The 11,756-nt window shown below is 69.3% G+C and carries 12 protein-coding genes; 8 read left to right on the forward strand and 4 right to left on the reverse strand.

All coding sequences use genetic code 11. The features are described 5' to 3' along the window. The first annotated feature begins 34 nt into the window (after positions 1 to 34). From OG589_RS41420 to OG589_RS41440, 5 genes are all read left to right on the forward strand, one after another. Positions 35 to 259 (forward strand): tautomerase family protein, encoded by a 225-nt coding sequence (locus OG589_RS41420; RefSeq protein ID WP_405144235.1) that lies wholly within the window; start codon positions 35 to 37, stop codon positions 257 to 259. Continuing rightward, positions 259 to 2,259, forward strand: coding sequence for a serine O-acetyltransferase EpsC (gene epsC, locus OG589_RS41425; RefSeq protein ID WP_405144237.1), 2,001 nt, complete (start codon positions 259 to 261; stop codon positions 2,257 to 2,259). The genes OG589_RS41420 and epsC overlap by 1 nt, the downstream gene beginning before the upstream one ends. Next, positions 2,256 to 3,518: a hypothetical protein gene (locus tag OG589_RS41430; RefSeq protein ID WP_405144239.1), complete on the forward strand. Its 1,263-nt coding sequence runs from the start codon at positions 2,256 to 2,258 to the stop codon at positions 3,516 to 3,518. The genes epsC and OG589_RS41430 overlap by 4 nt, the downstream gene beginning before the upstream one ends. Positions 3,519 to 3,544: 26 nt before the next feature. Then, positions 3,545 to 4,798 carry an MFS transporter gene (locus tag OG589_RS41435; RefSeq protein ID WP_405144241.1) on the forward strand — a complete coding sequence of 418 codons (1,254 nt, stop codon included), beginning with the start codon at positions 3,545 to 3,547 and terminating at the stop codon, positions 4,796 to 4,798. A gap of 107 nt (positions 4,799 to 4,905) precedes the next feature. Beyond that, positions 4,906 to 5,574 carry a TRM11 family SAM-dependent methyltransferase gene (locus OG589_RS41440; RefSeq protein ID WP_405144243.1) on the forward strand — a complete coding sequence of 223 codons (669 nt, stop codon included), beginning with the start codon at positions 4,906 to 4,908 and terminating at the stop codon, positions 5,572 to 5,574. A gap of 83 nt (positions 5,575 to 5,657) precedes the next feature. Here the strand turns inward: OG589_RS41440 and OG589_RS41445 are convergent, their stop codons facing one another. The 3 genes from OG589_RS41445 to OG589_RS41455 form a co-directional block, all read right to left on the reverse strand. Then, a complete protein-coding gene (locus OG589_RS41445; protein WP_405144245.1) occupies positions 5,658 to 6,593 on the reverse strand; it encodes a PLP-dependent cysteine synthase family protein in 936 nt (311 codons plus the stop codon). 389 nt (positions 6,594 to 6,982) lie between these two features. Continuing rightward, the gene (locus OG589_RS41450) at positions 6,983 to 8,209 is read right to left on the reverse strand and encodes a family 16 glycosylhydrolase (RefSeq protein ID WP_405144247.1); all 1,227 of its coding nucleotides are present in this window, start codon (positions 8,207 to 8,209) and stop codon (positions 6,983 to 6,985) included. Positions 8,210 to 8,673: 464 nt separating this feature from the next. Continuing rightward, positions 8,674 to 9,399, reverse strand: coding sequence for a helix-turn-helix domain-containing protein (locus OG589_RS41455; protein WP_405144249.1), 726 nt, complete (start codon positions 9,397 to 9,399; stop codon positions 8,674 to 8,676). Positions 9,400 to 9,504: 105 nt separating this feature from the next. Here OG589_RS41455 and OG589_RS41460 point away from each other — a divergent pair, with 105 nt between their 5' ends. Further along, the gene (locus tag OG589_RS41460; RefSeq protein ID WP_405144251.1) at positions 9,505 to 9,870 is read left to right on the forward strand and encodes a DUF4345 family protein; all 366 of its coding nucleotides are present in this window, start codon (positions 9,505 to 9,507) and stop codon (positions 9,868 to 9,870) included. A gap of 159 nt (positions 9,871 to 10,029) precedes the next feature. On the opposite strand, the gene OG589_RS41465 is transcribed toward OG589_RS41460, so the two are convergent. After that, on the reverse strand, positions 10,030 to 10,509 hold the full coding sequence (locus OG589_RS41465; protein WP_405144253.1) for a hypothetical protein: 480 nt from the start codon (positions 10,507 to 10,509) through the stop codon (positions 10,030 to 10,032). Between the two features lie 49 nt (positions 10,510 to 10,558). On the opposite strand from OG589_RS41465, the gene OG589_RS41470 reads away from it, so the two are divergent. Together OG589_RS41470 and OG589_RS41475 are read left to right on the forward strand one after the other, a co-directional pair. Continuing rightward, a complete protein-coding gene (locus OG589_RS41470; protein ID WP_405144255.1) occupies positions 10,559 to 10,696 on the forward strand; it encodes a hypothetical protein in 138 nt (45 codons plus the stop codon). A gap of 187 nt (positions 10,697 to 10,883) precedes the next feature. Further along, positions 10,884 to 11,687, forward strand: a complete 804-nt coding sequence (locus tag OG589_RS41475; protein WP_405144257.1) for an inositol monophosphatase family protein — start codon at positions 10,884 to 10,886, stop codon at positions 11,685 to 11,687. Positions 11,688 to 11,756 lie beyond the last annotated feature (69 nt).

An 11,756-nucleotide genomic window follows, 5' to 3' on the forward strand; every position in this document is an offset into this window, starting at 1 on the left:
CAATCCGCGCGGGGCGGATACCGAGGAGCCGAATATGCCGCATGTGAATATCAAGTACTTTCCGCAGCCGCTGACCGAGGAACAGGAGTCCGCGCTGGTCGCCGAGGTCAGCGGAGCCGTACGGAACGCCCTCGGATGCGACGAGGGCGTCATATCGATCGCCCTCGAACCGGTCGCCGAAGAAGAGTGGAACGGGCTGGTCTACGAGCCGGAGATCGTCGGACGCAGCCACCTGCTGCGTAAGACGCCGAACTACTGATGACCGACGGCGAAGCGCTGACACCGCGCGGAGAACGACCGCTGGGGCTGCTGCGGCTCCTGGCGGAGGACCTGCGGACGATCGCCGAGCGCGATCCGTCCGTCCGCAGCCGGCCGGAGGCGTTGCTGCACCCGGTGCTTCCGGCGATGTGGCTGCACAGGGTCGCCCACCTGCTGTACCGGGGCGGCCGGCGGCTGCCGGCCCGGTTGCTGATGCTCCTCGCGCGCGGGGTCACCGGGGTGGAGATCCACCCCGGCGCGGTGCTCGGGCGCAGGGTGTTCGTCGACCACGGCGCGGCCGTGGTGATCGGGGAGACCGCCGTCGTGGGCGACGACGTGACCATCTACCACCAGGTGACCCTGGGGGCGGTCGGCTGGTGGCGCGACAACCGGCGTGCCGAGGGGGAACGGCGGCACCCGGTGATCGGCGCCCGCGTGGTGCTGGGCGTCGGAGCGACCGTCCTCGGGCCGGTGCACGTCGGAGACGACGCCATCGTCGGGGCGCGGGCGCTCGTCCTCGGGGACGTCCCCGCGGGCGCGCGCGCCGTCGCCCCGCTGGGGGCCGTGTCACCCCGCCGCAGGACCGCGTCGTCCGTGGAAGGTCCCCTGGCCGGTCTGACGCGGCGCCGGCCGTCACGGGACGGAGATCGGTTCCCCGCCCGAGCCCACCTGTCCCGACCACCCGACGAAAGGAATGGATCGATGAATCCGGACAACACGGTCCTGATAGTCGGCGCCACCGATGAGACCGTACGCAAGGCCAAGGAGCTCGGCCTGACCGTCCTGTTGCTCCAGCACCCCACCAAGGTCAGCCCCGAGCAGGAGGAGCTCGCCGACGTCCTGCGCGTCGTGGACTACACCGACTGGGCGGTCGTCGAGCCCGTCGCCAGGGAGCTGCGGGAGGAGCCGGGGTTCCGCGTCGCGGTCTCCATCACCGAGCCCGGGCTGGAGAACGCGGGACGGGTCAACGACCTGTTCGGGCTGGGCGGCACCGGCTACCAGGTCACCAGGAGACTGCGCGACAAACTGGCCATGCGCCGCCACCTCGCCGAGCTCGACCCGTCCGCGGTGGCCGCCGCGCCGCTCCTGCGGCGCGAGGACCTTGACTCCTTCGGAGCCGTCCACGGCTACCCGTTCATCGTCAAGCCGACCGACGCGACCGCCAGCATCGGCGTCTACCGGGTCGGCGGGCCGGAGGACGCCGAGCAGGTCTGGGCCACGGTGGAGGGCCTGCGCGGCACCCGGACCGACCGCATCTCGACGATGTACCTCCTGCAGGACTTCCTCATGGAGGAGTACGTCGAGGGACCTGAGTTCAGCGTCGAGGCGTTCAGCTTCGCGGGCCGCCACGTCGTCGTGGCGATCACCGAGAAGTTCGTGCACGCCGAGCGCTTCGCGGAGCTGGGCCACGCCTTGCCCGCCCGGCTGGAGGAGTCGGCGCAGGACCAGATCCGCGCGAGCGTGGGCCGCTTCCTGGACCTGATCGGGCTCAGGGACGGCGTCTCGCACACCGAGGTGCGCATCGGCGCGCGCGGCCCGGTGATCATCGAGAGCCACAACCGCATCGCCGGTGACGCGATCCCGGAGCTGGTGCGCGGCGCCTACGGCATCGACCTGAGCCGGTACGCGCTGGGCTGGCCGTTCGGGCTGGTCGCCGAGCTGCCCGACCGGCCCGAGGCGCATGCCGGGGCGAGCGTGCGGTTCCTGGTGAGCGAGCCGGGACGGGTCGAGTCGGTCGAGGGCGCCGGCGACGCCGCCGCGCAGGACGGCGTGCTGGACGTGCGCATAACCGCCAAACCAGGTGACACCGTGCACTCGATACGCGACAACTGGGACCGGCTCGGCCTGGTCGCGGTGACCGGCCCGGACACGACCGCGGCGATCCGGCGCGGCGCGGAGGTCATCGAGGACACCATCAGGATCCGGGTGGCGGGCGAGGACGGGCGCACCTGGCTCGCGCACGTCGCCGAGGCCGGATCACCGGCGGGGGTGCGGGCATGAGCGTCCTCATCGTGCACCGGAGCCCGCTGGAGCCGTTCCCCTACCATCGCTGGCTGCGCGACTACGAGGGCCCGGTGGTGATCCTCGCCGCCCGCGACAGGTTCGAGCCGTTCGGCGAGCAGGTGCCGGTCGGGAACCTCGGCTACACGCACCTGGAGACCTTCGACGACGACGACCGGGTGGCCGAGCGGGTCGTACAGCTCGCCGCCGAGTACGGCACCACGCACCTGATCGGCGAACACGAGGCCGACGTGCTGCGCGTGGCCACCCTGCGCGAGCAACTCGGGTTGCCCGGCCCCCGGACCGCCGACGTGCTGCCGTTCCGTGACAAGGCCCTGATGAAGGAACACGCTGTACGGGCCGGCGTGGAGGTCGCGCCGCACACCGTCCCGCACACCGCGGCGGACGTGCTGGCCTTCGCCGAGGTCCACGGATTCCCCCTGGTGTTCAAGAACAGGACCAGCTTCAACTCCATCGGCCTGCGCATCCTGCGCGACCAGGACGCGCTGACGGCCTTCCTCGCCGAGGCGTACGGCGCACCGCGCGAAGACCTGCTGCTGGAGGCGTACATCCCCGGCCGCATGTGCCACGTCGACGGGCTGGTGGTGAACGGCGAGACCGTGCTGGCCTGGCCCTCCCAGTACCAGTACGAGCTAGCCTCGTTCGGCACCGACCCCGGCTCCCGGGTCGACCTGGCGCTCGACCCCGACGACCCGCTCACCGACCGCCTGCTGGAGCTCACCGAGCGGACGCTCGCGGGGCTGCGGTCGCCCGGCGGCCACCTGCGCGACCACGCCTTCCACGCGGAGATCTTCCACACCCCCGACGACCGGCTGGTGCTGTGCGAGATCGCCTGCCGGTCCGGCGGCGGGAAGATCCGCGAGGTGTTCCACACCCTGTTCGGGGTCAACCTCGCGGAGAACTCCATCCGAGCCCAGCTCGGCCTGCCGTTGCCCGAGGTGGAGCAGGTCGTGCGTTCCGGGCGGCGGCCGAAGCCGGCGCGCATGGCCGGTCAGGTGCTGATGATGAAGCGGCCAGGGCTGATCCACTCGCTGCCCGACGCCCCGCAGGAGCCCTGGGTGGAGCACTTCTACCTCTACGCCCGGACGGGCCAGGTGGTGCCGCCAGCCGCGGGATCCGCCGACTTCCTCACCGTCGTCATCGCCTCGGCCCCGACGCGCGCGGAGTGCGAGCGCAGGCTGCGCTCGCTCGGCGCGCGGCTGGAGGAGCAGGTGCAGGTCGTGGCGGTCCCGTCGTGAGACGCCCCTCGACGCAGGTGCGTTACATGGCCGGGATGGTGATCGACGCCACCGGCAGCGGCATGTACCTGCCCCTGTCCCTGCTGTTCTTCCACCATGTCACCGGGCTGCCGATCGAGCGGGTCGGCGTCATCATGACCGCGGCGGCGCTGCTCAGCCTGGTCAGCAACCCGATCGCGGGCGCGCTCGTCGACCGCTTCGGCGCGCGAGCCGTCGTCGTGGGCGGCTACCTGGTGCGCGCCGTGGGATTCGCGACCTACCCGCTGGTGGAGTCGCCGCTGGCGATGTTCCTGGCGGTGGCGCTGGTGGCGCTGGGCGACGGCTCGTACCCGCCGTCGATCCAGTCGTTCGTCGCCGCGATCGCGCAGGGCTCGGACCGCGACAAGCTCCTCGCCGCGCAGCGCAGCCTGCGCAACGCCGGCCTCGGCGCGGGCGGCCTCATCGCGGGCGCCGCGCTCGGCCTGGGCAGCGACGCCGCCTACCAGGTGATCGTCCTCGTCAGCGCGGCCGCGTTCGTCGGCGCCGCGCTGATCCTCCGCACGATCCCGGTCCCCCGCGCACGCGTGCGGACGGAGACGGCGACCGGTCCCCGGAAGGGGGGAGGCTACCGGCTCATCCTGCGCGACCGGACGTTCCTCGTGCTGACCCTGCAGAACGTGCCGACCGCCTTCGGCTACATGGTGCTGTCGGTGGCGCTGCCCGTCTACGTCACCCAGGAACTGAGCGCCTCGCCGTCGCTCGTCGGCGTGCTGTACGCGGTCAACACCGTCGGCATCGCGCTGTTCCAGATCCCGGTGACGCGCCGCCTGATCCGGTACCGGCGCACCCGCACCGCCGCGATCGGCGCCTCCATGTTCTCGGTGTCGTTCGTGGCGTTCGCCGTGCTGGCCGGGGTCTCCGTGCCGTCGGTCCAGCTGGTCGGGGTCTTCGCCGCGACGGCGCTGTTCACGCTGGGGGAGATGCTGCACGGCGCGCCGCTGTCCGCGCTGGTGTCGAGCGCGGCTCCCGAGGAGACCCACGGCAGGTACATGGCGGTCTACCAGTTCTCCTGGGCCATCCCGATCGCGCTGGCTCCCGCCGTGCTGACCGCGCTGCTGAGCTGGTCGGTGACCTCCATGTGGCTCCTGCTCGCGGTAGGCGTCGTCTGCTCGGCCCTCACGCTGGTCCGCCTGGAACGGCGGCTGCCCGCCCGGGCCGTCCATCCGAACGTGCCGGCTGTGCCGGACCCCCCGGAAGAGCAGGTCCGCGAGCCCGTCGCTCCGCTTCGCGGGGAGGGCTGAGCCGGTCGCGACCACGCCGGTGAGCGGCGAAGAAGGTGAACGGCCACAGGGGGTGCCCGGCATCCTCAGTGGTCGCCGAATTCGATCGAAAAGGTGTCGTGAAACTGATGGGCAGATCAAGCTGGCACGTCCTGCAAGGAGAGGACCCCGCGTTTACGCTGCCGGAGGCCGCCGGCCAGTGCGGCTGGGTCAGCCAGTTGCGGCCGTTGATCGTCGAGATGAGCCGGCCGGGTGACGTCGTGCTCGACCCGTTCGCCGGCTGGGGGACCACGCTGGTCGCGTGCGCGGTCGAGTCCCGCAAGGGAATCGGGCTGGAGGTCTCACCCGAGCGCGCGGAGCAGGCACGTCAGCGCCTGAAGGTCTATCCCGGCCAGACCATGCTGTGCGCGGACGCCCGCACACCCCCGTTGCCCCCGGAGTCGGTGGACTTCGTCCTCGCGGACCTGCCGTACTTCGGTACCAACCTGGACAACGACTCCACCGTGGAAGGTCAGTTCTACGCGCTCCGGGACTACGAGGAGTACCTCAGCGCGATCGACGTCGCCTTCGCCGCCGTGGCGAAGGTCATGCGCCCTGGCGCGCGGGCGGTGCTGGCCGTGCAGAACCGCCGGCTGGCCGGGGCGTTCGTGCCGCTGGCCTGGGACGTCGCCCGGGTGCTCGGCCGGCATCTGACCCTGGGCGACGAGCGCATCCACTGCTACGACCGGCCGGTGAGCGACGACGACCCGATGGTCACCAACCGGTCGCACGAGTATCTGCTGGTGGCCGCGAAGTAACGACGCGTCCTGTTACCGGGTCAAGCCGGTCGCGAGCCCCGCGTCTCCGCGGGGCTCGCGACATGATCCCGCAGGGCCTTTGATCAGGCGGGCCACCAGCTGAGGTAGCGCTCACCGGTGTCCGGGAAGATCGTTACGACCGTCCGCCCCGACAGGTCGTGGCGGCGGCCGAGCTCGACGCAGCCGTACGCGGCCGCTCCCGAGGAGACCCCGACCAGCAGCCCGGTGGTGGCGGCGATGGCCCGGGTCATGCCGGCCGCGTCGTCGTCCGAGACGCTGACGACGTCGTCGATGATGGTGACGTCGGTGACGGGGCTGATGAAGCCGCCGTTGAGCCCGGGAATCCTGTGCGGTCCGGGGTCGCCGCCGGACAGCAGGGGCGATCCCTCCGGCTCCACCGCGACGATGCGCAGCCCTGGGTTGCGCTCGCGGAGGTAGCGGCCCGTTCCGGTGAGGGTGCCGCCGGTCCCGACCCCGCACACCAGCACGTCGACGTTGCCGCCGGTGGCCTCCCAGATCTCCGGGCCCGTGGTCGCGTAGTGGGCCATGATGTTGGCGGTGTTCTCGTGCTGGCAGGCGTACCACGACCCGGGGACGGCGGCGTGCAGCTCCTCCGCCCGGTCGACGCATCCCTGGAAACCGAGGACGTGGTCGGTGAACTCCACCTGGGCGCCCAGCATGCGCAGGGTCAGCATGCGCTCCCGCGACGCGTTGTCCGGCATGACGACGATGCATGGGTAACCGCGGCTGACCGCCAGCGCCGCCAGGGCGATGCCGGTGTTGCCCGAGGTCGACTCGATCACGGTCGCGCCGGGCTTCAGGGCGCCGGACGCCTCGGCCTCCTCGATCATGCGCAGGGCCACCCGGTCCTTGATGCTCGACAGCGGGTTCGCCGACTCCAGCTTGGCGAGCAGCGTGGTGTTCGAGGGCAGGCCGTCGAGGGCGAGCCGGAGCAGGGGGGTGTTGCCGATGAGGTCGTCGATCTTGGTCGCGATATCGCTGCCGATCAGGGGTATCATCCAGACTCCTCTGTACGGGGCCGGTGTTGGGGTGTGGCTGGTTCGAGGGCGCTCAGGCGATGCGGCGCGGCTCGGCGTGGCCCGGCGCGGCTCGCTTCAGCGGGCCGAAGGCCAGTTCCGGAGCCTGACCGCGATCGAGCCGCGGATCACGGGTGCTCTACCGGTGGGGTGAGGTCGCACAACGGTATTTCGCCCGTACCGTCCGCACATCCTCCAACGTGCTCTCTTTGCCCGGCCCGAATCGGAGGATCGGCCTGGGAACCCTGGTGCCCCCATACGTACGAGGAGAAGCTGACGGACATGGCGCAGGCAGTGGCCATGACCTGCCGAGTACGCGAAAGGCCGGCAGCACGCGCTGCCGGCCTTTCACATCGGTTGGGTCGAAGAGGTCAGGCGCGGGTCCACTTCTGGTTGGACGCGCCACTGCAGTCCCAGAGTTGGAGTTTTGCACCGTTGGCGGTGTTGCGGTCGACGATGTCCACGCATCGGTTGGCGGTCGTGTTGACCAGGTCGCCGGCCGAGGTGAGCGTGAAGCGCTGGGCGGCGGTGCCGTTGCACGTGTAGAGCTGGATCGGCGTGCCGTTGGCGGTGCCGGCCGCCGCGGCGTCCATGCACTTGCCCATCGCGCGAACCGTGCCGTCGCCGTTGATCGACCACTGCTGGGCGGCGGTGCCGTTGCAGTCGTACATCTGCAGCCGGGCGCCGTCGACGGGGTTGGCGGCGGGGATGTCGACGCAGCGGCCGTTCAGGTTCGACTTCAGCGCGTTGCCGCTTCCGCCTCCGTCGTTGGTCCACCCGGAGACGCGGACGTAGTCGACCAGCATCGTCTGCGGGAACGTGGTGCTGCCGTCGGGGTTGCCCGGCCAGTATCCGCCGACCGCCACGTTCAGGATCATGAAGAACGGGTGGTCGTAGACCCACTGGTTGCCGTTGATGTTGGCCGGCGTGACGCGGAAGTACTCCGAGCCGTCCAGGTACCAGATGATGAGGTTGGGAGACCAGTCGACCCGGTAGTTGTGGAAGCCGTCGCCGAGCGGCGCGCCGATCGTGCGGCTGCCGCCGATGCCGCCGGCGCCGGAGTAGCCGGGGCCGTGCACGGTGCCGTAGACGGTGTTCGGCGTCTTGCCGACGTTCTCCATGATGTCGATCTCGCCGGTGGCCGGCCAGTTGCCGCCGCCGAGCATCCAGAACGCCGGCCAGATGCCCTGACCCTTGGGGATCTTGATGCTGGCCTCGAAGCGGCCGTACGCCTGGCTGAACTTGTCCGCGGTCAGGATGCGGCCGGAGGTGTACTGGCAGGTGCCGTAGTGGCACTGCAGGTTCGACGGGTTCTCCCTGCGGGCGGTGATGGCGAGGTGGCCTTGCCCGTCCTGGTACACGTTGCTGGTCGAGTTCGTGTAGTACTGCAGCTCGTTGTTGCCCCAGCCGCTGCCGCCTGTGTCGAATTTCCACTTGGAACCGTCGATGGACGTTCCTGCGGCGCCGTTGAACTCGTCAGACCAGGTGACAGGGCCGATGGCGGCTTCGGCCCGATCATTGCTCGTGACGGAGACCAGGCCACTGGTCAGGGTGACGACCACGGCTGCGGCCATGAGGAGTAGCCGGGGTTTGCGCATGGAGACCTCCGGTCTGTGGTCCTTGCCGGGAACGGGCTTCCGGCCCACGCCGGCACGGCGTGCGGAGCCGCACGCCGAGGTTTCCCGTCCTTCCGGAAGTACCTTCACGCCTTAAATTAAGAGGATGTAACACCGGGGTCACCTTGGTTGTCAATAGGAAGGTTTCCTTTTCATTTGAGTGAGTCATCAACTCGGAACAGGCACGCCATCAATCCAACGCCCGCGCCCAGCGCCGCACCATCCGCAGGACGTGTCATTTGCGTGCGCCGCAGTGGTCTTGACCGGCGACGCGCTTCACACGGTCTGGGAGAGCGCCCGCCAGATGGCCGAAGATCACCACTGCCCTGAAGATCGGATGGTCGTGGAAACAATCAAGGCCTCGGGGATTCCGACCGTGGTTCCTCGCCTGTTCCGGCGCGCGTCTGGCACGGAAACGAGTCACCGTCTGTCTGACATCGGGCGCGTCACGTGGCGGTCGCGTCGATGATGGTGACTCCGGCGGCAAGCAGGCGGCTGGGTTGGAGTCCGAACATGCGGTGGAAGGCCTCGCTGAAGTGGGAAGGGCTGGCGAAACCGGCATCGGTCGCGGCGGTGGTGAGGTCGCGTCGTTCGGCTGTCAGTTCGGCGACGCGCAGCATCCGGGTCCACAGGCGGTAACGGCGGAAGCTCGTACCGGTGTGCGCCGGAAACAGGTGCAGGAACCGTGAGGTGGACAGGCCACAGCCGGCGGCGAGTTCCTCAGCCGAGACGGTACGGTGCACCTCGGCACGCAGGCGCGCGGCGGCGTCCCGTATGCGGGCGTCGATCTGTACGGGCGCGGGGGGCGCGGCCAGATCCAGCCAGCTCGACGCGGAGGCGACCGAGCCTGGCCGAGGGGCGTGCCGGATCAGCAGCCGTTCCTCGCGGTGGGCGAGTCCGAGACCGGAGTCGCCTGAGGTCATCCGCCGTTCGCAGGCCAGAGTCCTGGAGGAGCTCGGATCGAGGTAACAGAAGAGCATCCGCCGGCTCTGAGCGACCAGCCGGTGTGTGAGGCGGGGGGCGATCAGGGCGCTGCGCGCGGCCTGTACGGGCCGTCCTTGAGTCTGCACCGTGAAGACGTCGTCGAGCCCGATCGCCAGGCAGGCGACGGAGCCGGAGTGTGCCCTGAGGTCCAGCGCTGGTCCGTTGTAGATGGCCTGACCTGGCCACAACCAAAGTACCGCGCCGGGGTCACGACAGGTTTGTGAAAGCGGTGATCTGCTCACAGCGGCATCATCTCCCGCGAACGACTCTTTCGAGACATGGGGAGCGAGCCTATGGCCACCGTGGTCATCATCGCCGTGGCGGTCTTCTTTCTGGGGATGGGCGTGTACGGACTCATCGCCCCCGCGGCGCTGATCAGACCGTTCGGGATGAATGCGGACTCCACTGAAGCGCGGGCGGAGATCCGCGCCGTGTACGGGGGGTTCGGCGTGGGCATCGCCGTACTGCTGGCCCTGGCGCTCGCCGATGTCGGCGGAATTCGGCGCGGTGCCGTGGTGGCCGTCGCGGTGGCGCTGTTGGGCATGGCGTTCGGACGGCTCACGGCGCACGTCATCGAGCGGCCCTCAGCGTTCTACCCTTCCTGGCTCTACTTCTGGGTCGAGCTAGCAGGCGGTGGTCTCCTCCTAACGGCCGGCTGATGAACACGGAGGCGTCTCACGGGGGTGCCCTCCTCCCCAATGCGGCCGTTTGCCGCACCGGCCGCGATCTGGTGCCCAGAGGTGAACCCGAGCTGTCAGCTTGGAAATCGGACGTCTGAAACAGGGCCTGTCCGCTCAGGAGTTGGCTTCGTCAGCGCCTCACTGTTTGCGGACGCCCTCGGCCACGGCCATCAGTTCGCCGCCGCCGAACCGGGCGGTGTCGATCGTGACGGACACCGCGACGCCCGGCTCCACCAGCCAGAACACCTGCCCGGCAGCCTTGAGACCGGGCCGGGTGCCGATCTGGACCTTCGTCCACGAGGCCGGATCGCGCTCGTGGTACGCCGACATGAAGTCGCGTAGGCCGTCGAGCGTGGCGAAACGGTCGGCGCGCATGACGATGATCATCAGGTCGACGGCATGCCCGCCGTCGTCTGTCTCCCGTTCCCAGACCCTTGAGGTGAAGCGGACCCCGTCCTCCGGCTCGTATTCGAAATCTGACGTGCTCGGGACCACATCGCTGGGGACGTGCCCGATCACGAATCCGTCCAGCACTCTGCGGCCCTCCGCCACCCCCGGCCCGGTTAGCGCCAGCCCCAATCCGGCCATGAGCGCCAGAACCCGCAACGCTGTCATCACCCGGCGATCGTGACACACTCCGTTGTTCCGGCGCTGGATGTCGTGGACGATGGACGACCTGGAGGCCAAGAACGCGATACTCAAGACAGCCGCGATCACCGTCACGCTCGCGCGACCGCTCGGCGACCGCCTCGTGCTCGACTCTGGCACGGGGCTGCCGGTGGTGCGGCGGGTGGAAAGGCGCTGACGGCCCCGCGACCGTATGCCGCGCCGCCGACACCGTTGCCGCAGTGTCCTGGAGCATCGTAGGCGGCCGCCGTAGCCTTGCTCATGACGTGAGCGTCCCACAGCTCGACAATGTTGATGATCTTTCAGACAAGCCCGACTACGTCCCCGCATGGGATCCGCCGCCCCCGCCCGTCTATCCTTCGCGCATGCTGATCAGAGACGAGGAAGTGGCCCTCAATGCAGCGCAAGCCGGAGCTGCTGTCGTGGCGGCCATGTATGGCACATCGCTGACGCGCTTCCCGAAATCTGCGGGTGACTTTGCTACGGCTGCTGACATTGCAGCGGAGAACACCATTCTTGACGTTATTCGCACCGCCCGACCAGACGACGCCGTGACGGGCGAGGAGAGCGGACGCACGGGTTCAGGAGGTGCGGAACGCATGTGGCTGGTCGACCCGCTGTGCGGCACGCTGAACTACGCCGCGCGGAGCATGCTGGTAGCGGTGAATGTCGCCCTGCGCGTGGGTTCGGACATCAGGGTGGCGGCCTCAGCCGATCCGTTCGCCGAAGAGGTTTTCTGGACGAACGGCGATCACGCGTACCTCCGCCACGACGGCGTGGACGAGCGACTCACACCATCGCCCGATTCGCGACTGGTGGATGTCAACCTCGATCCACCGTTCCCGAACGAACCGAGCTTCCGGGCTGTGCGTCTGCTTGCCGACACAGGGTTCATCGAGCAATTTCGCCCGCGTGTCGTCTCCACCACCCTGGCAGTGGCCTGGGTCGCCTCCGGCCGGCGAGCCGCGTACGTCACTGACGGCCATCTACAGGACAGCGTGCACTTCGCCAGCGGGATCGCGTTGTGCCAGGCCGCCGGATGTGTGGTGACGGGTTTACACGGTCAACCACTGCACACCGGTGTGGGCGGGCTTGTCGTGGCCGCCGACCGGGAGACGCACGCTGCCTTGCTGGAACTGATCGCCAACCAGTTCCCTTCTGATCGGTAGGTTTGCCGGAAAGAGGCCGAAGAATGACCGATCAGGGCATCGAGTTTCCCCAGCACCGCCTATCTCTCT

This window comes from Sphaerisporangium sp. NBC_01403 (assembly GCF_045040145.1).
Taxonomy (GTDB): Bacteria; Actinomycetota; Actinomycetes; order Streptosporangiales; family Streptosporangiaceae; genus Sphaerisporangium; species Sphaerisporangium viridialbum.

What these genes read in the sequence shown, in the direction of transcription:
- OG589_RS41435 (WP_405144241.1), top strand. Translation starts at nt 3,545, where the DNA reads ATGGCCGGGATGGTGATCGACGCCACCGGCAGCGGCATGTACCTGCCC.
- OG589_RS41420 (WP_405144235.1), top strand. Translation starts at nt 35, where the DNA reads ATGCCGCATGTGAATATCAAGTACTTTCCGCAGCCGCTGACCGAGGAA.
- OG589_RS41430 (WP_405144239.1), top strand. Translation starts at nt 2,256, where the DNA reads ATGAGCGTCCTCATCGTGCACCGGAGCCCGCTGGAGCCGTTCCCCTAC.
- OG589_RS41475 (WP_405144257.1), top strand. Translation starts at nt 10,884, where the DNA reads ATGCTGATCAGAGACGAGGAAGTGGCCCTCAATGCAGCGCAAGCCGGA.
- OG589_RS41445 (WP_405144245.1), bottom strand. Translation starts at nt 6,593, where the DNA reads ATGATACCCCTGATCGGCAGCGATATCGCGACCAAGATCGACGACCTC.
- OG589_RS41460 (WP_405144251.1), top strand. Translation starts at nt 9,505, where the DNA reads ATGGCCACCGTGGTCATCATCGCCGTGGCGGTCTTCTTTCTGGGGATG.
- OG589_RS41440 (WP_405144243.1), top strand. Translation starts at nt 4,906, where the DNA reads ATGGGCAGATCAAGCTGGCACGTCCTGCAAGGAGAGGACCCCGCGTTT.
- OG589_RS41450 (WP_405144247.1), bottom strand. Translation starts at nt 8,209, where the DNA reads ATGCGCAAACCCCGGCTACTCCTCATGGCCGCAGCCGTGGTCGTCACC.
- OG589_RS41470 (WP_405144255.1), top strand. Translation starts at nt 10,559, where the DNA reads ATGGACGACCTGGAGGCCAAGAACGCGATACTCAAGACAGCCGCGATC.
- epsC (WP_405144237.1), top strand. Translation starts at nt 259, where the DNA reads ATGACCGACGGCGAAGCGCTGACACCGCGCGGAGAACGACCGCTGGGG.